The organism is Bacillus sp. PS108 (assembly GCF_037963335.1).
GTDB classification, from domain to species: Bacteria; Bacillota; Bacilli; order Bacillales; family Bacillaceae; genus Bacillus; species Bacillus subtilis.
Map to the genome: position 1 here is coordinate 526838 of NZ_CP150155.1, position 21016 is coordinate 547853.

21 protein-coding genes and 1 pseudogene are annotated in these 21016 nt (G+C 37.0%); 15 read left to right on the top strand and 7 right to left on the bottom strand.

Annotation, left to right across the window (positions count from 1 at the left end; translation table 11 throughout):
- Positions 1-291: 291 nt before the first annotated feature.
- The 7 genes and pseudogenes from NSQ16_RS02725 (at position 292) to cspC (ending at position 4575) form a co-directional block, all read left to right on the top strand.
- The gene (locus NSQ16_RS02725; RefSeq protein WP_003240464.1) at positions 292-525 is read left to right on the top strand and encodes a helix-turn-helix transcriptional regulator; all 234 of its coding nucleotides are present in this window, start codon (positions 292-294) and stop codon (positions 523-525) included.
- Positions 522-875 carry a hypothetical protein gene (locus NSQ16_RS02730; protein WP_029317379.1) on the top strand — a complete coding sequence of 118 codons (354 nt, stop codon included), beginning with the start codon at positions 522-524 and terminating at the stop codon, positions 873-875. The genes NSQ16_RS02725 and NSQ16_RS02730 overlap by 4 nt, the downstream gene beginning before the upstream one ends.
- 820 nt (positions 876-1695) lie before the next feature.
- Positions 1696-1872 carry a hypothetical protein gene (locus NSQ16_RS02735; protein ID WP_009966645.1) on the top strand — a complete coding sequence of 59 codons (177 nt, stop codon included), beginning with the start codon at positions 1696-1698 and terminating at the stop codon, positions 1870-1872.
- Between the two features lie 24 nt (positions 1873-1896).
- Complete coding sequence (locus tag NSQ16_RS02740; protein ID WP_004399401.1) at positions 1897-2583, top strand: hypothetical protein; 687 nt, start codon at positions 1897-1899, stop codon at positions 2581-2583.
- A gap of 426 nt (positions 2584-3009) precedes the next feature.
- Entirely contained in the window at positions 3010-3195 is a 186-nt protein-coding gene (locus NSQ16_RS02745; protein WP_009966647.1) for a hypothetical protein, read from the top strand.
- 349 nt (positions 3196-3544) lie between these two features.
- Positions 3545-4112: pseudogene (locus NSQ16_RS02750) on the top strand (type 1 glutamine amidotransferase family protein).
- 262 nt (positions 4113-4374) lie between these two features.
- Positions 4375-4575, top strand: a complete 201-nt coding sequence (cspC, locus tag NSQ16_RS02755) for a cold shock protein CspC (RefSeq protein ID WP_003234247.1) — start codon at positions 4375-4377, stop codon at positions 4573-4575.
- Between the two features lie 674 nt (positions 4576-5249).
- On the opposite strand, the gene NSQ16_RS02760 is transcribed toward cspC, so the two are convergent.
- The 3 genes from NSQ16_RS02760 to NSQ16_RS02770 all read right to left on the bottom strand — a co-directional run bounded on the left by NSQ16_RS02760 (position 5250) and on the right by NSQ16_RS02770 (position 8277).
- Positions 5250-5711: a CarD family transcriptional regulator gene (locus NSQ16_RS02760; RefSeq protein ID WP_010886417.1), complete on the bottom strand. Its 462-nt coding sequence runs from the start codon at positions 5709-5711 to the stop codon at positions 5250-5252.
- A 575-nt stretch (positions 5712-6286) separates the two neighbouring features.
- Positions 6287-7171 (bottom strand): DMT family transporter, encoded by an 885-nt coding sequence (locus NSQ16_RS02765; protein ID WP_038428392.1) that lies wholly within the window; start codon positions 7169-7171, stop codon positions 6287-6289.
- 230 nt (positions 7172-7401) lie between these two features.
- The gene (locus tag NSQ16_RS02770; RefSeq protein WP_327837592.1) at positions 7402-8277 is read right to left on the bottom strand and encodes an AraC family transcriptional regulator; all 876 of its coding nucleotides are present in this window, start codon (positions 8275-8277) and stop codon (positions 7402-7404) included.
- A 112-nt stretch (positions 8278-8389) separates the two neighbouring features.
- Between NSQ16_RS02770 and NSQ16_RS02775 the strand changes: the two genes are divergently transcribed.
- Entirely contained in the window at positions 8390-9349 is a 960-nt protein-coding gene (locus tag NSQ16_RS02775; protein WP_230488140.1) for a DMT family transporter, read from the top strand.
- A gap of 140 nt (positions 9350-9489) precedes the next feature.
- Here NSQ16_RS02775 and NSQ16_RS02780 read toward each other — a convergent pair whose 3' ends face one another.
- Complete coding sequence (locus NSQ16_RS02780; RefSeq protein WP_230488139.1) at positions 9490-10374, bottom strand: AraC family transcriptional regulator; 885 nt, start codon at positions 10372-10374, stop codon at positions 9490-9492.
- Between the two features lie 225 nt (positions 10375-10599).
- Here NSQ16_RS02780 and NSQ16_RS02785 point away from each other — a divergent pair, with 225 nt between their 5' ends.
- From NSQ16_RS02785 to NSQ16_RS02800, 4 genes are all read left to right on the top strand, one after another.
- Positions 10600-11988: a PLP-dependent aminotransferase family protein gene (locus NSQ16_RS02785; RefSeq protein WP_019712425.1), complete on the top strand. Its 1389-nt coding sequence runs from the start codon at positions 10600-10602 to the stop codon at positions 11986-11988.
- A gap of 109 nt (positions 11989-12097) precedes the next feature.
- Positions 12098-13390, top strand: coding sequence for an MFS transporter (locus tag NSQ16_RS02790; protein WP_134991920.1), 1293 nt, complete (start codon positions 12098-12100; stop codon positions 13388-13390).
- Positions 13391-13646: 256 nt separating this feature from the next.
- A complete protein-coding gene (locus tag NSQ16_RS02795) occupies positions 13647-14021 on the top strand; it encodes a hypothetical protein (RefSeq protein WP_015715290.1) in 375 nt (124 codons plus the stop codon).
- Between the two features lie 236 nt (positions 14022-14257).
- Positions 14258-14851: a YdeI family protein gene (locus NSQ16_RS02800; RefSeq protein ID WP_015715291.1), complete on the top strand. Its 594-nt coding sequence runs from the start codon at positions 14258-14260 to the stop codon at positions 14849-14851.
- A 346-nt stretch (positions 14852-15197) separates the two neighbouring features.
- On the opposite strand, the gene NSQ16_RS02805 is transcribed toward NSQ16_RS02800, so the two are convergent.
- Together NSQ16_RS02805 and NSQ16_RS02810 are read right to left on the bottom strand one after the other, a co-directional pair.
- Positions 15198-15857 (bottom strand): hypothetical protein, encoded by a 660-nt coding sequence (locus NSQ16_RS02805; protein WP_033883529.1) that lies wholly within the window; start codon positions 15855-15857, stop codon positions 15198-15200.
- Positions 15858-16648: 791 nt separating this feature from the next.
- Positions 16649-16924: an HPr family phosphocarrier protein gene (locus tag NSQ16_RS02810; protein ID WP_230488138.1), complete on the bottom strand. Its 276-nt coding sequence runs from the start codon at positions 16922-16924 to the stop codon at positions 16649-16651.
- A gap of 332 nt (positions 16925-17256) precedes the next feature.
- On the opposite strand from NSQ16_RS02810, the gene NSQ16_RS02815 reads away from it, so the two are divergent.
- Positions 17257-17802 carry a TetR/AcrR family transcriptional regulator gene (locus NSQ16_RS02815; protein ID WP_015252737.1) on the top strand — a complete coding sequence of 182 codons (546 nt, stop codon included), beginning with the start codon at positions 17257-17259 and terminating at the stop codon, positions 17800-17802.
- Positions 17803-17970: 168 nt separating this feature from the next.
- Here NSQ16_RS02815 and NSQ16_RS02820 read toward each other — a convergent pair whose 3' ends face one another.
- Positions 17971-18834 carry a DMT family transporter gene (locus tag NSQ16_RS02820; RefSeq protein ID WP_128422105.1) on the bottom strand — a complete coding sequence of 288 codons (864 nt, stop codon included), beginning with the start codon at positions 18832-18834 and terminating at the stop codon, positions 17971-17973.
- Positions 18835-18988: 154 nt separating this feature from the next.
- Between NSQ16_RS02820 and NSQ16_RS02825 the strand changes: the two genes are divergently transcribed.
- Positions 18989-20380, top strand: coding sequence for a PLP-dependent aminotransferase family protein (locus NSQ16_RS02825; protein WP_230488137.1), 1392 nt, complete (start codon positions 18989-18991; stop codon positions 20378-20380).
- 193 nt (positions 20381-20573) lie between these two features.
- Positions 20574-20999 carry a MaoC family dehydratase gene (locus tag NSQ16_RS02830; protein WP_003234221.1) on the top strand — a complete coding sequence of 142 codons (426 nt, stop codon included), beginning with the start codon at positions 20574-20576 and terminating at the stop codon, positions 20997-20999.
- Positions 21000-21016 lie beyond the last annotated feature (17 nt).

Consider the following 21016-nt stretch of genomic DNA (forward strand, 5'->3'; position numbering starts at 1 on the left):
AAGAATTATTGTTCGGTTAGCACCACCAGAACCGTTTACTGTTGTTTTTGGAAATTGATCACCTGTTGTATCACTGAATATCATAAAATGTACCGCCAAGAACCACAAATTACACCAGATCGATAAGTGAACCCTGACGAAATCATGAATTTCGTCAGGTTCTTTCTGCATTCTGGTTCATGATTAAATCAAAGTAATCTTAATAAACATAAAATTATTTTATACTTTTGTATAAGTTTGCTTTACTTTTATATAAGGTGAGTTTATAATTTGGTTCAAGAGGTGATGGTCATGAAGAAAGATTTTGGTGATTCGATCTCAAATAAGGTTTATGAATATCGTGTACTTGCCAGATTGTCTCAGCAAGAATTAGCAAAGAAAGTCGGGGTTTCCAAACAAACCATCTTTGTAATGGAGAAAGGAAATTATGTTCCGACTCTGCTGTTAGCTTTTCGAATTGCCGAATTTTTTAATGTGGATGTAAACGAGATTTTTACTTATGAGAAAGGAAATGATCAAAAATGAAAATGAATTCGATCACAGATACGATCACCAACGCAATTTTTTCCCCTTTAAAGTCCTGGGCTGAACATTCTCCGGGAAATTGGAATATTCTTATTGGCAGTGGGTTTGTATTGCTTGTAGTCGGATTGATTCTGACATTCGTATTTACTAAAAAAATGGGTAAGACTGACGAAAGAACAAACCAAATCGCTTTAAAAGGTAGCCTCTGTACATTATGTGCACTAATTTTTTGCGACTTGCTTTTCCCAAAAGAATATATGTGGCAAGTTTTCTTCTTATTTAAGTATTCTATTGCATTCTTCGCTTCAGCAATCTATCTAGCCGTTCGATATAAAAAAGATTTTTTGTGAATTCAATTACCGAGAAAGATAGTGTCTCTGTAGTTTTAATTGTTTTATGAGAGGGAACGAATATGAAATCATTTTATAATGAGATTTGAAGAAGTGAGGAAATGGGTTTTTGCTCACCAATTATTAACCATAATTCATACAAACTGATAGAAATGATGTAAAGTGGAGTTAGAAAGTGCAATGAAAACAAGCTTTCATAACTAATGATATGGATTTACTATGCTGAGGGCCCAGTGGGGTGAATAACCCGTAAAGTTCAAGTTCGCTCGGCCGCACCCCAATAATACCAAGGGTTTACCATCTTTGGTGTTATTTTTTTATGCAGAAAAACGACTATGGAAGATCGTATGCTAACCAATACTCACCAGTTATTTAAAACCACTTATTATATTTCATATTCCCCTGTATCCCCAAACCAAATAATTCAAAAAACGGTATCCTACATAGAACAGGAGTCAGATTTCTTTTTTTGAACATTTTCATCACCTCTCCATATTATCAACAAACACGAAAAGGATTTTAATGAAAATAAAATGATTAGCGTATGTATCTCTAATTTTCAAAATGAATGAATAGTCCTTTTTAAGATTTACACACTTATTCTCCAAGGAAAAATGACTCAATTTTTCGATTTTTTATGTAAATCAAAAAAGAATCATGTTAGAGTAGGTGTGCTGAAAATAATTCAAAAAATTATTTTGCGATATGATTAAAGTAATATTGCCAGAGAGTTTCAATTGGACAAAATTGTAAGTGTTTAATACACTGGGGCTGCAATCAAATATGCACCTGGAATCAATTGCTAAACGGGGGAGTTTATATGAACAACAAGAAAAATATCTTTGATATTGTTATGTACATTATTTTCGGTGTGTTAAGTCTTTTTCTAGTTGCAAAAACTGATTATGGCACTGGAGTTTTAGTGTTTGTTGCAATTTTATACCTCGCTGTTATTGCTTATAAAATTAAGCAAGTATTTAGTAATTCAGATTCTTAAGGTGTAACACAAGGAGGATTTCAATTGAGAAAGAAAAGAGTTATTACTTGTGTTATGGCTGCATCATTGACTTTAGGCTCACTTTTACCTGCAGGTTACGCTTCTGCAAAGGAGGACTCTAAGACAACCCCTTCTTACGAAGAACTAGCTCTACATTACAAAATGAAAAGTGAAAAGATTTCATCGAACGGGAAATTAGTTGAAATTGAGTATGTGAGTGGAAATGAAACTCACAAAGTTCAGATGAACGGAAATAATCATACTGTAAAAGTCGATGGCATAGAACAAAAAGGTTTAAACTTTGAGTATGATGAAAATGTTGCTAAAAGAACAAATTATGAAAACAATAATTTGAAATCAAATGAATTCACAACACAGGCTGCAAAACCTAAAAAGGGATACCATTATGTGGGGACTTTATCTGGGCATACAAAAGCAGCTAAAAATGCGTTATCAGTTACAATGTCATTAGTCGGTATTGTCCCTGGCTTGGGATGGGGGAGTAAGGCTGCCACTATTTTATTCTCTTATTGGGCAAAAGAACAAATCCCTGATGCGTATTATAAATATGATTTATACGAAAAAGGAGCAATGACTGATAGTTGGTATCAGTATGCTACAGTTCAATTTTTTGAAGATAAAGCTCATAAAAAGAAAATGGGCAAACCTTGGACAAGTACTCCTGCAAAAGTAGATTTACCTAATAGCTAATTTTAAAATCACTTTGTCTTTATAAAGGACAAAGTGATTTTTTGTTATACAGAAGTAAAATCCCTCGTCTGAGGAATCTTGGAAAAAACTTGGTTCAATTTTGATATAACATGTTTTTTTCTTGCTAATTTAGTTTTTCTATGTATCGCTACACATTCTAAATAATAAGATATTAGCCGGACGGTTGATGCCAAGCTCAAAAGTTTATATGGAAGTCAAAGCATAAAAAAGGGTGTTACAACGTGTAGTCTTCTTTTTATTTTGCCAACGTAACAAGTGTGAAAGTAATGATTTGTAGGATCAGTTAAGAAAGGTTTAAGATTAGATATTGAAAAATTTTTTATATATTTTCAATAAAATACTGGTACTATAATAAATGTATACAGATTGTATGGAGATGTAATTAATTAAAAAGGAGTTTTTTAATTGCGTTGGAGTAAATGGTTCAATGTTTTTTGTATAGTAGCATTGGGATCAATATATGGTTATAAATTATTTACTAACCAAGAAGTCAGTACTACTCGTTTAATAATAGCTTCTGTAATTGTGTTGTGGAATATTGTTGGACTTTTTAGCAAAGAATCAGTAAAACAAGCACAGCAAGCAAATTAAAAGTCATAAAGTTGGGAAAGAAGGATGTTACTTATGTAGTATCCTTCTTTATTATTCCTTGAAAAATGAAACAAATTGGAGATTACAGCTTATATAATCAATTGAAGTCGTTGATTATTTTCATGAACAGGAGATTTAATGCTTTCTGATGAAATATTATCGTATGAATGTTGCAAGAGGAAACGTTACTCAAAGATTACAGGGATGTGATGAACACTCCTCTTTATCGCACTCACCTGACCCCAAATTGTTGGGGAAGGGCAGGTACGGAAGATAGAGTATTTTTTCTTCGTAACAAATCGAAAAGGTTGGATAATAAAAAACTTATAATCTAAGGCGGTATATAGTTGTGAAAAAGGCGTTATTTCTTATATTAGACCAGTATGCAGATTGGGAAGGTGTTTACTTAGCATCTGCATTAAATCAAAGAGAAGATTGGTCGGTTCACACTGTTTCTTTAGACCCTATTGTAAGCTCAATAGGTGGTTTTAAAACATCTGTCGATTACATAATAGGGTTAGAACCTGCAAATTTTAATTTGCTAGTTATGATTGGCGGGGATTCCTGGAGTAATGACAATAAAAAACTATTACATTTTGTAAAAACTGCATTTCAAAAAAACATTCCAATAGCAGCGATATGCGGTGCAGTGGATTTTTTGGCGAAGAATGGTTTGCTGAATAATCATAGCCATACAGGTAATTTTGTTTACTTATGGAAAGATTACAAACAATATAAACCGATTAGCAGTTTTGTAGAGAAACAAGCAGTAAGAGATAAAAATTTGGTTACTGCTAATGGAACTGCCCCTATTGAATTTACTAATTTAATTTTAGAGATGATTGATTTTGATACTCCTGAGAACATAGAGAAAATGATGTATATGAAATAAATATGGAAATCCATTTGTTGATTAATTTGCTGGAAATGATTTTCCCGAATAGGGGGCTTTGCGATTGAGTTGAATTTCCTAATAAAGCAAAGAAAGATGATTTGAGGTCAAGTTTAACAAATAATGCCATCGATATTAATTTGCAGTTATTTCCGATACCTGATATAATAAAGAAGAATTATTTTTGTTCGGTGTAAAGGATAGTATGAAGATTGACTTTTCGTCTTGATGATACTTTGGGCAAGGATAGTATATACTGTGTGGTTACACACTAGGAGGCAACAAAAATGGAACAAGGTACAGTTAAATGGTTTAATGCAGAAAAAGGTTTTGGCTTTATCGAACGCGAAAATGGAGACGATGTATTCGTACACTTTTCTGCAATCCAAAGTGACGGATTCAAATCTTTAGACGAAGGTCAAAAAGTATCGTTCGACGTTGAGCAAGGTGCTCGTGGAGCTCAAGCTGCTAACGTTCAAAAAGCTTAATCTTCAATCGTTTATACAAACAGGCTCTTTATATAGGGCCTGTTTTTTTATGTCTATCTCATACTCAATAAAAAACCCTACTCAACGTTCGAGTAGGGAGATGCTACAAGGTATAGAAAAAGATTTAAAACTTCAAAGGTTTGTTTACAGTATAACATACTGGATTGACAATATGCGGAATGTATATAAATTATTTAATGTTTTGTTCAAATATAACTCTTTCTTTTTTCACGTTCGTTACTTTAAGTAAGATTAGATGAATTATAAAAATGGTTTCATCTAAATGTTATCAACTCGCATATCTCTTTTATGAGAAGAAGATAAACAATTATTATTCAATGTGGCAGTGGATATAAGAAATTCTTAAAAATAATGAGGAGATCGATTGTTTTTTTCTCCTGGAAATAATCACTTAGAGATACCTAAAACAATGAAAGCCCTACCTCTCTTCCATCCTTACGGCTCCTTGTCCGTGCCAGTGTGAATCAGGATACTAAAAAAAGTGACTATTTTATTGAGTTTTTTGGTAAAACTTCAATCTTCGCAGAAGAAATGTAAATAATAAAAATGGATTAGAATGTAGGAATAACAAAAGAGGTCGTTAATGTTCTAAACATAAGTTGGAGAAGATTTGCTTTTCATCATAATATTCCGAAATATCTTTTGGGATGTATCTAACCAAAACTTTTTATTTGTTTTTCAGTGATTCCTTTAATTACTTCCAGTTCACTAATCAAAAATTCATATGCATTATCCAGCATTTTTTTTTCGCTTGCATTAAGTGCTTTTTCTTTCTTCATACGCATTAAATCACGTACAACTTCAGCACCTTCTTGTATTTCACCTGTTTTTATTTTGTCCGTGTTTATTTTGTACCTTTGCTTCCATGGCAGTAACCTATCGGATTCTCCATGCTGAAAAATGTGCATAATGTGTTTTAATGCAAGTATATCGGTAACTGGTCGTATATTCGAACTCAATATTTTACTCGTTGGAATCATAACTGTCATATTACTGATTGACATTCTTATGACATAATACTGTTGTTTTTCCTCTAAGAATTCTTTTTCTTCTATGGCTTCAATTATACCTGCTCCGTGCATTGGATAAACAATGTTATCGCCAATTTGAAACATATCATCCACCTCCATATATGGTATCCTTCTTAAGATTACCATATATGGAGGTGTAATATCAAAATTTTAATAATAACATGATCGAATTTTTGATGTCAATAACTTTTTTGAAAAAACAGATCAAGCAAAAACAATAGGGAACGTGTCGGATTTCCAATCAGGAAAAGGTCAATTGATCCGTGTGAGCAGTTTTTCATTGGCTCAATGACATCACAGAAATGATTTGAGTAGAAATAAGAAGGAACGATATTTGTGAAATGTCAGCTAAAAATATTAAAAGTACATGATTAAGTTCTAATTTCTTTACCGATTTGATATGGATAACGGCCCACTTACTTAATGATGCATTTTCACTTATCTTGCGAACAGAAAAAGGTTTGTGGATATTGAACATTTTGCCACCGAGATTGGCATTATTATCATGGAAATTGACAACCTTCAAATGGGTATTGAGGTGAAAAGAAAAATAAAGAAAGGAGAGATTATAAATGAAGACCAGAACATAAAGAAGTGAAGGGGAAAGAACAAGGTTAATTGAAAAGCAAACTATATAAAATAGTTTGCTTTTCTTTTTGTTATGAATTCACTTCTTTTTCTTTCTCTTTAATGACTAATAAAACACCGCTCAGAATTAAAAACGAACCTATCCAAAATGTCCCGCCTATTTGTTCTCCAAGCAGAATCCATCCGAGTAAGGTTCCAACCAGAGGCTGAAAAAAGAAAAAGAGGCCTCCACTTGAGGCATTTAATAATTGTAAGCCTCGGTTCCACAATAAAAAAGCACAAGCGGTTGAAACAATTCCCAAATACAAAAGACCACCTAGAATTTTAGGGTCAAGCAGTTGTGATGTAAAAATGGTGCTAGGTTTTACAAAAGGAGTTAGCGCCACAATGGCAACAAAAGTTGAATATGTTGTAACAAGTATTGGTGAATAACTGCTTGGAACGCGTTTGATCAGCACTGACATAAGTGCCCATGTAAGGGCTGCAACAAGCAGAGAAATACCGCCAAGCTGATGAGATGTATCAATATGTCCGTTTCCCACAATAAAGAATACACCTATGGTCGCTAAAATAATTGAGGTTCCTTTTTTGATAGTCAATGGTTCTTTAAGTAATAGACGAGCAAAAATAACCATGAACGCTGGTGTGGAGGACGTAATAATTGCTCCCATTTGTGCTGAAGACAACATCGTTCCATATTCTTGTGTAACAATTGAAATGGTGTTGCCAACAATTCCAATGGCCACAATTAATAAAAGATCGCGCTTATGAATTTTCCAAGATTGTTTCCTTATTAAACCAACAATAAGAAGCGCAAGGATGGCGATGACATACCTGGTCCAAACCAATTCAAAAGGCGGAATCACTGCGACAACAACCTTAACCACAACATACATGCCACCCCAGATACTAGCGGCTAAAGCTAAATATATAGAACCTAACAGGGTATTTTTCATTTTTTTGTTCCCTCCGTATTTAAAATTAGGTCAATAAATGCCCTAACGGAGAGAAGTAGTCACTTTACTCCATTAAGGGCGGAGAAGTGCTACTGGAACATCATTTTCAAATAGTGGAGCTAAAAACATGTTATGATCACCTCGATTTTTAAGAATGACTATCATTATACAATGTTGGTTATAAAGCCGTAAACACCTTAAGGGGACTCCATTTATTAATAGAATAAACTTTATGAATTCATTTTTTTGTATGATAATGGCGTCATATTCATCGCTTGTTGAAATTTACTTATGAAATAACTGGTACTGTTAAATCCAACTTGATAAGACACTTCTGTCACATTGGATTCAGGGTGTTGCAGTAATAATAAGCTTTTTTGAATTCTATAATCCATTACATAACGTAATGGCGTCTTATTCAGCATTCGTTTAAAATAACGGCAGCACTCAGAACGGCTCAGTTGGCCAGCTTTTGCAATGTCCTCTAATGTGATTTTTTCAGCATAATGGAGATGGATCCAGTTTAACATTTGTTTCATTCGATGACTTTTTATCATTTCAGATTGATCGTACTCTAATTGAAAACCATTAACGACCATGTTTTTCCACATTAACGTTAATTGCATCGTAATGTCAATCTCATAGAGCGATGTCTTTTGTTGAATCAATTGATTTATTTTTTTAACAGCATCTAGAATATTTTTTGCCCACTGTTGATTTCCATCCAAAAATAAATAGGGCAAATTGGTTGAAAACATATAGGGCTGAACATAGCTTGAATACAGTTCCTGAGATAAAACGAAATGGGGTGACACATTTAAACAAATATACGTACAATCCGAGCCTTCCTTTTCTTCTGCCATGTGCAGGCAGCCGCTATTGATAAATAATCCATCCCCTTCGTGAACCTCTATTTTTTCTTCATTTATTTGAAAGAGAGCTATTCCTTTTAGTATCAAAACAAATTGGATTTCATCATGCCAATGAAGCGGAATATAGCCATTTATATTTTGATTGATCCTTGTCTTGTAACAGGCAACTGGTAATTCTACCGTTCGGTGCTCTGTTAATTCTTTTAAATTTTGATCGATCACAAAATACTTCATTCTGACTTATCACCTCAATATATTTATATTTTTTCATTCAATTTGAGTATTTTTTATCCTGTTTTGCATTTATTATAACACTATTATTATATTTATTAGTGAGGAGTCATGTATGAATACTTCCAATAGAAGAATGGGATTGTTCTATGTTATCACAGGGGCGACATGTTGGGGAATTGGAGGCACAGTAGCCAAAAAACTTTTTCAAGAATATCAAATTGATGTCAATTGGCTTGTAACGACACGCTTGCTTACGGCTGGAATGTTACTTTTAATGCTGCAACTGTTCAGAAAGGATCGGTCTCAGGTTATTGAGGTTTGGAAAAACAAAGCGTCGGCTGGCCAGCTTCTTATTTTTGGCCTATTGGGAATGTTAGCTGTGCAGTACACATATATGGCATCCATTCAACATGGGAATGCTGCCGTTGCTACATTATTGCAATATTTATCCCCAGTAATCGTCATTATCTACACGCTTTTGCGAAAACAAACGGTTCTTGTCAAACAAGATATCATTACTGTTGTGCTTGCTTTAGTGGGTTGCTTTTTTTTGTTAACAAATGGTTCAATGTCTCAACTTTCAGTGCCGGCAGCTGCAGTAGTATGGGGAGTTTTATCAGGATTCGCGGCAGCTTTTTATACTTTGTATGCCGTTGGTTTATTAAATAAATTTGATTCTCTTGTCGTTGTAGGTTGGGCTATGATTATTGGCGGTTTTGCATTGGGTTTTATCCATCCGCCATGGCAACTGGATTTTCAACGATTAACTGCTGAGGCGTATGCATATATTTTATTTGTGATATTATTTGGAACAATGATTGCGTTCTGGTTCTTCATAAAAAGCTTGGAAAGCCTTTCTCCCAAAGAAACAAGCCTATTAGGCAGTTTAGAACCTCTATCCGCTGTTGTAACAACTGTCGTTTGGTTAAAAGCGCCATTTGGTTCTTTTCAATGGATTGGTGCTATTTGTATTATAGGGATAACTTTAATATTGGCTTTACATAAAGAGCCTTCTATGCAAAGTGAAAAATCGATATTAAAGATTAGGAATCATGCAAATCGGGATATATAGGGGCTTTTTTTGCTTACATGACCGGTCCGGCAATGAAAAACACTGGTGGAGTTTGAGCCCTCTCGGCAATATCAAAAATACCAAGGGTTTTGACGCCCTTGGTATTTTTTCTTCAAGAACCTTCAATTTTTCTTCTCTGATCAAAAAACGTATTCCTTTTTTGTAATTGGTATCCAAATTTCACTTTTAAAAGATGGTGATGTTACATCCTTATGCTCGTTCCACAATATTTCTGGACCTTCTATTTGTTCGTAATTTGACGATGGAAACCATTCGGAATAAATGCGTCCCCATACTTCTTGCAGTGTATCCGGAAATGGCCCGATTGATTCGAATACAGCCCATGTTGAGGCAGGAACTTCAAGCCGTGAGAAATTATCTGGACACTGTTTCGTTGTGGCTGCGCCAATATAGTGATCGAGCTCTCCTTTTTCCTCTGTCCGACCTTCAGAAAAATTGGTGGATGCACTAATGAGGCCTGATGGTGCTACATTAGAAAGCTCTTTTAGTTTATTTATTGCTTTTTCATCTAAACTTTCCCACATAGATGCAATCTCCGGATTAATCCCTTTAAAAATAATAGGAACTCTTTTTTTAATGCCAATGATGCGAAATGCCTCTTTTTCTTCAATACGGTAGTTCATTTCATTTCCTCCTTTAATTGTTAGCTGGAAGGTCATTCGTGGATAAGCTTTAAGGGAATGGCCATTAAGTCTGGCTTTTGATGGGTTTATGCCATGTAAATTTTGGAATGCCCGTGCAAAAGAATCAGGTGAGTTATAACCGTACTTTATTGCAATATCAATCACTTTTACATTGCTGTCTTTCAGTTCAAAAGCTGCAAGAGTAAGACGTCTGCGACGAATATATTCCGATAATGAAATACCTGCAAGGAAGGAAAACATCCTTTTAAAATGATATTCAGAGCAGAAAGCAAGCTTTGCTGCCTCTTGAAAATCAATATCGTTAGTGAGGTTTTCTTCAATATACTTTAACGCCCTATTCATACTTTTAAGCAAATCCATTTATTTGGCCTCCTTTAACCAAAGAATAACAGGAGTGAAATGTATTTATCCGACATTCTGTGCACAGTTTTGCAGGATGACTTATATGAAATAAAGTAAGTGATTCACTTGTATTTGTACAGGTTTTATTGAAGCATGCTGTTCATAAAAAGGCATCAATAAAGAAAGTTATAATTGTCTTATAAGCAGCACATTCATATAATTGAGTGAAAAAGGATGCGTATCATGCCTATCAATTCTTTTGAAAATTATCCGATGAGCTGGAAGCCATCGATTGATAAAGCTGAAAAGCCTATTTATAAAGCACTTGCAGGGCAATTGGAACAGGATATTTTAAACGGAGTTTTATTACCTGGAACAAAACTTCCTCCACAGCGAGAATTGGCCGATTATTTAGATTTAAATGTGAGTACGATTTCCAAAGCATTTAAAGTGTGTGAGTTAAAGGGGCTGCTGAGTGCGACTGTAGGGAGCGGCACATTTGTATCGTATGATGCGTTGTCGAATGCGTATTTACTTGAGGATACAAAGCCGACACATTTAATTGAAATGGGAGCAATACTTCCAGATCACGCTTCATATGAGCCCTTGTTACACCAACTGAAAAACATGATTCAGGAGGAGGATTATGAAAAATGGTTTAGCTACGGCCGGGCAGGCGAAAGCCTTTGGCAAAAAGATGCAGCTGTAAAGCTCATCCAAAGAGGCGGATTTGAAACATCCGTTGATCACATTTTATTTGCAAATGGAGGGCAAAATGCGATTGCTGCGACATTGGCGAGTCTTTGTAAGCCTGGAGATCGCATCGGTGTTGACCATCATACGTACCCTGGATTAAAAACTGTTGCATCATTGCTTAGTGTGCAAATCGTACCGATAAAATCAGAAAACGATGAAATGAGTCCGGAGTCACTTGAATATGCGTGTAAAAACGAAAATATTAAAGGTTTGTATTTAATCCCGGATTATCATAATCCGACGACTTCCTTTATGTCTGTTGAGAATCGAAGAATGGTTGCAGACATTGCAAAGAAATATAATCTATTTGTTATTGAGGATGCATCGTACCATCTTCTCAACAAAAATCCGCTTCCGGCACTCGCCTCATTCGCACCGCAACAGGTTATTCATATTGCAAGTTTATCAAAATCGTTAGCGCCAGGCCTGCGTTTGGCTTATGTAGCAGTGCCGAGACAATATAAGGAGCCAATATCGAAGGCGCTTTATAATTTAAATATAACCGTTTCCCCGCTATTAGCTGAACTTACTGCTCGCACGATTGTATCAAATCAATTTGAAGTCTTAATTGAGAGTCATCGTGAACAAACCATTCGCAGAAATCAACTCGTAAACCGATATGTTGCGGGATATACATGTTTAGGTGTTGAAACAGGCATTTTTCGTTGGTTGTTGTTACCGGGTAAAATGTCTGGTGCCGAATTTGAAGAATTGGCTGCTCGACATGGAGTGCAAGTGTATGCGGCTGAACGCTTTGTAGTGGGAAATAGTTGTCCTGAAAGGGCTGTAAGGGTTTCTGTCTGTGCACCAAAAACACTTGAAGAGCTTGAACAAGGATTAATGATCCTGAGACGTTTGCTAGATGATCTTACCTAATATTGTTTGCCATACAATTATGACATTGTATGGCTTTTTTGTGCGTGTTATGATGATCCACATCTAGAGGGAGGTTTATACAAAATTGGCTTTTAGAAAGGAAGGTCAGATGATGTTAGACAAGGACAGCGTAAAAGCAATAGATGTTCAAACTGCTTCATTACAAAGCTACATCGGTTCACCAGAAAAACAAAAATCGTTATACAAGCGTACACTATTCGTTGTGAGTATCTCACAAATTTTTGGCGGTGCGGGGCTGGCGGCAGGAGTGACTGTCGGTGCGCTTATTGCACAGCAAATGCTTGGCACTGATGCGTTTGCTGGTCTGCCTTCTGCGTTATTTACTTTAGGGTCAGCAGGATCTGCATTAATTGTTGGAAGACTTTCTCAACGTTATGGCCGTCGAACAGGTCTTTCGGCTGGCTTTATGATTGGCGGACTTGGAGCAATAGGCGTTATTATGGCAGCAATCATAAATAGTATTTTCTTGTTATTTATTTCGTTGCTTATTTACGGTGCAGGTACAGCCACTAATTTACAGGCCCGTTATGCTGGTACAGACTTAGCAAATCATAAGCAGCGAGCGACTGCTGTTAGTATAACCATGGTTTTTACTACATTTGGCGCAGTGGCAGGTCCAAGCTTAGTGAATGTGATGGGGGATTTCGCTCTTTCTATTGGAGTTCCATCACTTGCTGGCCCTTTCATTTTAGCCGCAGCAGCATATATTTTAGCAGGTGTGGTCCTTTTCATTATGCTTCGTCCAGATCCATTAGTTATCGCAAGAACAATAGAAGCGGCAAATGAAGAGCCTGGTGATAAAGGACATTTGGCGGCAACTGAGCATACAGAAAACAAAAAAGGGATAATCGTTGGGGCAACGGTTATGGTTCTTACCCAAATAGTAATGGTAGCTATTATGACAATGACACCGGTTCATATGAGACATCATGGGCATGACTTGGGGGCAGTAGGGCTTGTTATTGGTTTTCATATAGGTGCTATGTATCTCCCTTCACTGGTTACAGGTGTTCTTGTAGATAGGTTGGGACGTACCGCAATGGCTATTTCCTCTGGAACAACGTTGCTTTTGGCAGGTGTAATAGCAGCATTTGCTCCGGGAGATTCTATGGTTCTTCTCGTCATTGCTCTTTCTTTACTGGGATTAGGGTGGAATTTTGGTTTGATAAGCGGGACTGCCCTTATTGTAGATTCAACTGATACTGCCACACGAGCTAAAACGCAGGGGACAGTGGATGTTCTGATTGCGTTGTCAGGGGCTGCTGGCGGAGCATTATCTGGAATGATTGTGGCAGGTTCAAGTTACCTAGCATTATCATTTGCTGGAGGGATGTTGTCCTTATTACTCATTCCAGTGGTGGTATGGTTTAGGGGACGATAAAGGATAGGATTGTTTAATTTACATTAATTTGTTATATTGTTAGATAAAGTCTATTGCGTCGTATTGCGTCGTCTAATAATCTAACTAACTATAGTTGCTCCATTAAATCTAAATCAGCAATTTTGGTATAAAGACTTGTGACCAGGATTCCTTATAGCTGTGTCACTCACTGCATATTCTTTAATTGAATCACATAAAATGGTTATCGGATTTGAAAAAGGCAGGATTACTCGCTTTAGGTAAAGGAGTCATCACGTTGTTAAAAAGGTTTTCTCTTGTTTTTGTTACACTAATGATGTCTATCGTTGTTGTTTTAGCGGCAGCTAAAGAGTCGCCTGGAGATTATGTCATCTCATTTGATGAACCTATTATCTTGATGATCTCAATTGGAATCGTTGTATTTTTATTTATCCCTCCATTAGTCATGTCCTTTTTTGGCAATTTGGTTGTAAGAATAATATCTGGTGTATACCAATGTTTTATCGTTTTCACTTTTCTGGGGCTCATTCCAATTGGATTTCTTATTCCCAATGGCTTTTTGACAATTCTAGTTTCTATTGCAGGAACTTTAGTCAGTATAGCTAGTGTTGCCGTAACCTTATGCATTGGCAAGAATAAAAAAGATATATAATAATCGAATTGTTATTTTTTCAGATTGTCAGTGAAATAATTATACAAGAAGAGAAGGCTTGTGGGCCTTCTTTTTTTGTTGTTGCATCATCCCCACTTTAAGCTTAATCTATTGAATAATAAGAGAAGGAACCTATAGAAGAATAAAATAAATACCGAGATGTCAAAAATAAAACTGAACTTCATTATTGTCAATTCACGTAAATGTAAAAAGCTTGGAAAGAGGGGAATTCCTTCATGACAAATAGCAGAACGAATCCGAAGGTTGATGAATTTTTAAGTAAAGCGAAAAAGTGGAAGGAAGAATTTGAGAAGTTGAGAACCATCATTCTTGACTGTGAGCTGACTGAAGATTTTAAGTGGATGCATCCTTGTTACACATACAATAATAAAAATGTCGTTTTAATACATGGGTTTAAAGAATATTGTGCGCTTCTGTTTCACAAAGGTGCCCTATTACAGGATGCCCATGGAATTCTCATTCAACAAACGGAGAATGTACAGGCGGCGCGCCAGATTCGGTTTACAAATGTTCAGGAAATAAATGAGCTAGAAAACATTTTGAATGCCTATATTCACGAAGCCATTGAAATTGAAAAAGCTGGTTTGAAAGTGGAAGTTAACAAAAATATTGAATTGAACATTCCTGAAGAACTTCAAAATAAATTCGATGAAATCCCTGCCTTGAAAACTGCTTTTGAAGCATTGACCCCGGGACGGCAAAGAGCATACACTCTTTATTTTTCTCAAGCCAAACAATCCAAAACCCGAGAATCGAGAGTCGAAAAATATGTGCAAAAAATTCTCGATGGAAAGGGATTAAAGGATTAGGCACGCCAAGGTTCAGGCTAAAGGAATAGCATCATAGCGTAATAAGATACTTTCTATAGAAGAAAAACAAGCATAGTAAGATGCTTGTTTTTTTCTTAGGACAACATTCACTTACTGCTGAAATGCTTCTTTAGATTAACATTGTATGCCACTGGACAGCGCTATAAAATATTAATGCAACACCTAGAAATAGCTCAATGGCACGGCTCATCACATTTAGAATGCCTAGGAGAACTAATAGAACCGGAAGATTTTTAGCAAGTTACTACACTCCAAACTTTGTTTTTTGTATTAATATACCTTATTAACCATTGTTTTTAGTCAGGTGCAGACAAACGAATACTGATTAATGAATCATCATGATATCGATGATCCGCTTGATTTTTTCATTGTCACCTGTATCAACATACACTGTTTTTCTGTTTTTTATGATATTCTCAGTCACTTCCCGCATAACGCCTTTTTCTACATCATCAGCGGAATCCCAGCGTAAAGGCACATTATATACATGAATCGTGCCATCCCCATTGCCATGATAAGTGACTGATCCATCTACTAAACGAGAACCTGCTAACTGGGTCACATCTTCTGGATAGCTGGCACTTGTATCATCATTAGGATTAATTGGCTCGCCAGCCGAAATATGTCGAACATTTAATTCATCTATCTCTTGATTAGGTCCAAGTTGAAGCCAAACTCTGGCATATTCAATTTTTTCCGAAGAGTATGCTGCCAATACATTGTCTTCTTTGCTTTTCTCTTCTGCTGAAGAGGTATCATTTGCAGCTTTTGTTGCAGATTCTTCTGATTCTGTTATCGGCTCCGCTTCATCCTTGCGTATTTTGGTGTTGTCTTCAGGCTCAGTGTGTTTTTCGTCAGATTGCACAGCAGAAGCTTGATTTGAAGGTTGTTGTGCTTCTTCATCCTTACTGCCCGTACATCCAGCAAGCAAAATCATGAGCAGCAGGGCAGTAATACAAAAATATATCTTTCTGTGTTTCTTCATTCTTTCATTCCTCTCCATTAATTCAGGTCAGCTTCATATATAAGTTTATGTATCTAAATATTACCATGGAATAGATAGGATGATATTGAAAACTGTTTAAGAAGAGGAAACGATCTTGAATAGCATCGCGAAAACTTAAGAATTCTTAAGAAGTTTTGCCCCTTTTTCTGTGTTTTCAAGCGGGGACATGATGAAGGATTTATAACGTAAATATCCAGAGTTGAAAAAATTATTGGAGACTTACAATTATAAGTTTTTGGCGCTGGGGATGATTTGTCCAATAGCTCCAACAGATGTCGTTTGTTTTTTATCGGCAGCTGTAGGAATCAAGTATACCACTTACATTTTAACGGTTATCGTTACGAATATCCCTTTATTGATATTTTCGAGTTTCATTGTGATCAATTTTAGTGAGTCATTAATGGGAACTGTATTGGTTGTCGCATCATTTGTTTTGGTTTCTATTGTATCCATTAAAATGTGGAACACCCTTAAGCATAAACGGAGCACATAGAAATGCCACGAGACTAACCATTTATAGCTTATAAGCACCTGTAGAGATTTAAGTTCTTTCGGTATCCAATAATACCAAGGGTATAACTGCCCCTGGTATTATGTTCTGCTGCACATATATAAACCCTCCATTTTCGTTTGTAGATCCTTTTTAATTTTTGTATTTTAGGTTGAATGATCACCAGAAGAAAAATGAACGCATGATCTGAAAAGCTGTTTTGTCGCAAAATAAATAAATCAACCAACGATAACAATCTCGCTACTACGATAGATTTTGATTACTGTATATAATCGTTTTTTAGTAAATGCTCTTTCATTTTTTGTATAGCCTTCGCTTCGTCAGATCCATTTGCGTGTATATATATTTCGGTTCCTGGTTTAATTCCTAAATCCATAATGTCCATGATGGCTTTTGGCGCTTGTTTGAGGTTAACAGTTTTCCCTTGGTATTCAAGAAAAATGTCTGATGTAAACCGATGAGCTATACTGACTAACAGGGTAGCCGGTCTCGCAAACCCTGTTTCCTTAATGATCGTAAATTGTCTTTTAATCATTCTTCACCTCATTACATTCTGCCTCTTGACGGATTTATAGTTGGGCTGCAGATCAAATTCGAATTTAGAGTACCTTTAGGATAAGTGATCTAATTTCATCATTTTCTCTGCATTTTGAAATAACACCCTTTCTTTGTGTTTACAAAATAATTCTCAACTAACTAAAATGGACAATAACTTCATTCGGGAAAAAGCATGATTCACTATCAGCTTTTATTTATTATTGTAAATACAAACATGGTGTGTACAATGGTTACATTCAGGCGATTTGTTGATTATTCAACATTCCACTCTAAATTGTTGATTATCTTAAGAAAGTTTGGTGAAAAGCTATGTCCAAAGTGGATAGAAGAATAACCAAAAGCCAAGAGGCTATTAAAATAGCTCTGATTGAGCTGATGACTGAAAAAAGTTTTGATCATATTACGATTAAGGAAATTTCTGAAAGGGCAAATGTAAACCGGGGAACAATCTATCTTCATTACTTAGATAAATTTGATCTATTAGAAAAAATTATGGAAGAGCATATAAACAACATGGGGGATTTTTGTGAGTCGGCAGCTGAAATGGACTGGATTGAATCGACTGTACACTGCATGGAATACCTTGAGAGTAATTATTTATTCTTTTCGACGATGTTAGCCAGTGAAGGCGCTCGATATTTTCGCAGTCAGTTCCTTAAGTTTAATATCGAAGAGTTCAGGAAAGATGTAGATGTAACGAAAGGCAAGAATTACGGCCAAAGTGAAGATGTCATTGTTGAATTTATAGCAAATGCTTACGTAGGGGTAGTGGAATGGTGGTTAAAAAACGAAATGCCTTATCCGCCTCGTGTCATGGCAGAAAAAGTGGGGGATTTGTTAGAGCGGATTTTATAATGGCGTCAGGTAAATGGGTGTTGCGAATCGTTAGGAACAAGAAGGTGACTTATTTGTCTAAGCGAGAGATTCAAGTCTCCTCGATCGCATACAAAATACCAAGGGTTGCTGGCCCTTGGTATTTTTATACTTTCATGCATTTTTGAAGTTTATGCTTAAAGGTCTGCCTTACTTTGCAAATCGCCGTGCAGCCGCAACGCACATGATAACGGCGATATTTACTGCTACGAGTGCCCAGCCCACTTTCTCGTGCAGAATCACTGAGGCAAGCAGCAGTCCAAAAAAAGGCTGGAGAAGCTGGAGCTGCCCAACCGCCGCAATTCCGCCTTGGGCAAGACCTCGATACCAGAACACAAAGCCGATCAGCATGCTGAATAAGGATACATATGCAAGACTGAGCAATGCGGGAACGCCGATCGCCGACCATGAGTCCGGCGTAAAAAAGAACGACAATGGCAGCATAAGAGGAAGCGACAGAACGAGTGCCCATGAGATCACCTGCCAATTCCCCAGACGCCGTGAAAGCCTTGCCCCTTCCGCATAACCAAGACCGCATACGACAATAGAAGCCAGCATGTACGCGTCGCCAAGCGGGGATGAACCTCCCCCCTGAATGAGGGCGAAACCTGCTACTAACAAGCTGCCAACGGTTGAGAAAATCCAGAAGACGGGCCGAGGGCGTTCACCCCCGCGCAGTACGCCGAAGACCGCCGTTGCGAGTGGAAGAAGTCCAATGAAGACAATGGCGTGTGCGGATGTGACATGCTGAAGCGCTAAAGCTGTCAGCAACGGGAAACCAATCACTACGCCAAACGCTACCACTAATAATGAAATGAGGTCTCTTTTGGCAGGATGCTGCTGCCGGAAGATGAGAAGGAGACCTCCCGCCAGTACACCAGCTATCGCAGCGCGGCATACGGTGAGGAACAGCGGATCGAAGTCCGACACAGCCAAACGGGTCGCAGGCAGCGAGCCGCTGAAAATGAGTACGCCTATAAAACCATTTATCCAGCCATTTGTTCGTTTGTTCATTACAATCACTCCACATATCTTTCTTGTTCATTGTCTGTATTTTCTTAACAAAACCAGCAGCTAAGGATTACAATGACTATAAACTGGAATTGGCCTTTTATAAACAGCCAGTTTTCATAAAAAAATGCATACCAGTTAGGAGAACAACGCGCAAATGGATATCACGCCTTTTTTGGATAGAACTCTGGATATTCCGCTTTATCAGCAGCTTTACAGATATTTTAAAGAAAACATGCATCGGGGCCGTATTCAAAAAGGAATGAAGCTTCCTTCAAAAAGACTCCTGGCGAATCAGCTTTCCATCAGCCAAGCGACTGTAGAACGTGCCTATGAACAGCTCGCTGCTGAGGGCTATATTGTGAGCAAGCCAAGAAGCGGGTGGTTTGCTGATTATCATGATTCTGATTTTGCTTATGATAGAATGCCAAGCACAACACCCATTCAACAAGAAGCAGAAGAAAATAAACAATGGATTGATTTTCATTATGGGAATGTAGATTCTTCTTACTTCCCTTTTTCCGCATGGCGAAAAAGCATGGTCAATAGCTTAGACCAATATGGACACGAGCTTTATCGGCCGGGACATGTTTTAGGAGAGTTTGAGCTGAGAACACTCATTGCAGAGTACCTGTATCAATCTCGGGGTGTTCATTGCGGCCCTGAACAAGTGATTATAGGTGCCGGGAACCCTATTCTGCTGCAAATCTTGTGCCAAGTTTTTGAGCCGAATATTTCTATAGGGTATGAGGATCCTGGTTATCCAAGAGCACGCAAAATTTTTGAAGCCAATCGCATGAATATTGTTCCGATACCAGTCGATGAGGAAGGAATCTGTATACAGAAGATCAAAGAACAGCAGCCAAACCTTGTATATGTCACACCTTCCCATCAATTTACGCTGGGAACAATCATGACGATCAACAGAAGAATTCAGCTGCTCAAATGGGCGGCCGAAAATCAATCCTTTATCATAGAGGATGATTATGACGGGGAATTTAGGTACACAGGACAGCCGGTTCCTTCTCTGCAAGGGCTTGATCAGCATAACCGTGTCATTTATATGGGCACTTTTTCTAAGTCTCTTTTGCCCTCGCTGCGTATCAGCTATATGATTCTTCCTTCGCCTCTTTTAAAAAAGGGGCATGAAATCACGTCCTTATATAAGCAAACAGTGTCCTGCCACAGTCAGCTAACCCTAGCTGAATTTATAAAAAATGGAGAGTGGCAAAAACACATCAACAGAATGAGAAAACTTTACCGCAAAAAAAGAGCCATTGTATTAGAGGCAGTGCAAAGGGAATTAGGAGAGCATGTCAGAATTCGCGGAGAAAACTCTGGGCTTCGTATCTTACTTGACGTTTATTTGCCATTTGGTGAAAAAGAGTTAATTGAGAAGGCGAAAAAACATGGAGTAAAAATTTATCCTGTTTCTCTTTCTTATCAACATCATCCTCCTACAAAAACGGTCTCGCTCGGGTTTGCAGGAGTTTCTGAATCCGACATAAGAGAAGGCATAAAAAAACTGAAGGCTGCCTGGAAGATATGAGGGAGCTTTCAGTTTAGCAAAACGGCCAAGTGACGACTAAGTGTTGAGAGCTGTTCAATATTTTTTAAGTATATGATGAGTGCCTGCAGTTCAGGCCACGATACGTCTGTTTAGCGAAAAACAGAATTTTTTATTTGCTCATCACAGTGCTAAAATAAACAAAATAGACAATTGAAAAAATAGAGGTGTAAGAATGAAGTTAGATGAGTTTACAATTGGCCAGGTCTTCAAAACGAAATCATTAAAAGTATCAAAAGATGATATTATGCGGTTTGCGGGTGAATTTGACCCTCAGTATATGCATGTAGATGAAGAAAAAGCGAGTAAAGGCAGATTTAATGGAATTATCGCTTCCGGCATACAAACACTGGCCATATCTTTTAAACTTTGGATTGAAGAAGGTTTCTATGGAGACGATATTATAGCCGGAACAGAGATGAATCATATGACATTCATAAAACCCGTATATCCGGATGATGAATTGTTTACAATTGTTGAGGTTCTTGATAAGCAGCCAAAGAGAAATGAATTGGGAATACTCACTGTATTGCTATCTACTTATAATCAAAAAGAAGTAAAAGTGTTTGAAGGTGAGTTATCTGTATTGATCAAACGATAACTCAGAAAGCCCGCTTT

Coding starts and splice junctions, on each gene's coding strand:
- NSQ16_RS02725 (WP_003240464.1), top strand. CDS start 292: ATGAAGAAAGATTTTGGTGATTCGATCTCAAATAAGGTTTATGAATAT.
- NSQ16_RS02730 (WP_029317379.1), top strand. CDS start 522: ATGAAAATGAATTCGATCACAGATACGATCACCAACGCAATTTTTTCC.
- NSQ16_RS02735 (WP_009966645.1), top strand. CDS start 1,696: ATGAACAACAAGAAAAATATCTTTGATATTGTTATGTACATTATTTTC.
- cspC (WP_003234247.1), top strand. CDS start 4,375: ATGGAACAAGGTACAGTTAAATGGTTTAATGCAGAAAAAGGTTTTGGC.
- NSQ16_RS02760 (WP_010886417.1), bottom strand. CDS start 5,711: ATGTTTCAAATTGGCGATAACATTGTTTATCCAATGCACGGAGCAGGT.
- NSQ16_RS02765 (WP_038428392.1), bottom strand. CDS start 7,171: ATGAAAAATACCCTGTTAGGTTCTATATATTTAGCTTTAGCCGCTAGT.
- NSQ16_RS02770 (WP_327837592.1), bottom strand. CDS start 8,277: ATGAAGTATTTTGTGATCGATCAAAATTTAAAAGAATTAACAGAGCAC.
- NSQ16_RS02775 (WP_230488140.1), top strand. CDS start 8,390: ATGAATACTTCCAATAGAAGAATGGGATTGTTCTATGTTATCACAGGG.
- NSQ16_RS02780 (WP_230488139.1), bottom strand. CDS start 10,374: ATGGATTTGCTTAAAAGTATGAATAGGGCGTTAAAGTATATTGAAGAA.
- NSQ16_RS02785 (WP_019712425.1), top strand. CDS start 10,600: ATGCCTATCAATTCTTTTGAAAATTATCCGATGAGCTGGAAGCCATCG.
- NSQ16_RS02790 (WP_134991920.1), top strand. CDS start 12,098: ATGATGTTAGACAAGGACAGCGTAAAAGCAATAGATGTTCAAACTGCT.
- NSQ16_RS02800 (WP_015715291.1), top strand. CDS start 14,258: ATGACAAATAGCAGAACGAATCCGAAGGTTGATGAATTTTTAAGTAAA.
- NSQ16_RS02805 (WP_033883529.1), bottom strand. CDS start 15,857: ATGAAGAAACACAGAAAGATATATTTTTGTATTACTGCCCTGCTGCTC.
- NSQ16_RS02810 (WP_230488138.1), bottom strand. CDS start 16,924: ATGATTAAAAGACAATTTACGATCATTAAGGAAACAGGGTTTGCGAGA.
- NSQ16_RS02815 (WP_015252737.1), top strand. CDS start 17,257: ATGTCCAAAGTGGATAGAAGAATAACCAAAAGCCAAGAGGCTATTAAA.
- NSQ16_RS02820 (WP_128422105.1), bottom strand. CDS start 18,834: ATGAACAAACGAACAAATGGCTGGATAAATGGTTTTATAGGCGTACTC.
- NSQ16_RS02825 (WP_230488137.1), top strand. CDS start 18,989: ATGGATATCACGCCTTTTTTGGATAGAACTCTGGATATTCCGCTTTAT.
- NSQ16_RS02830 (WP_003234221.1), top strand. CDS start 20,574: ATGAAGTTAGATGAGTTTACAATTGGCCAGGTCTTCAAAACGAAATCA.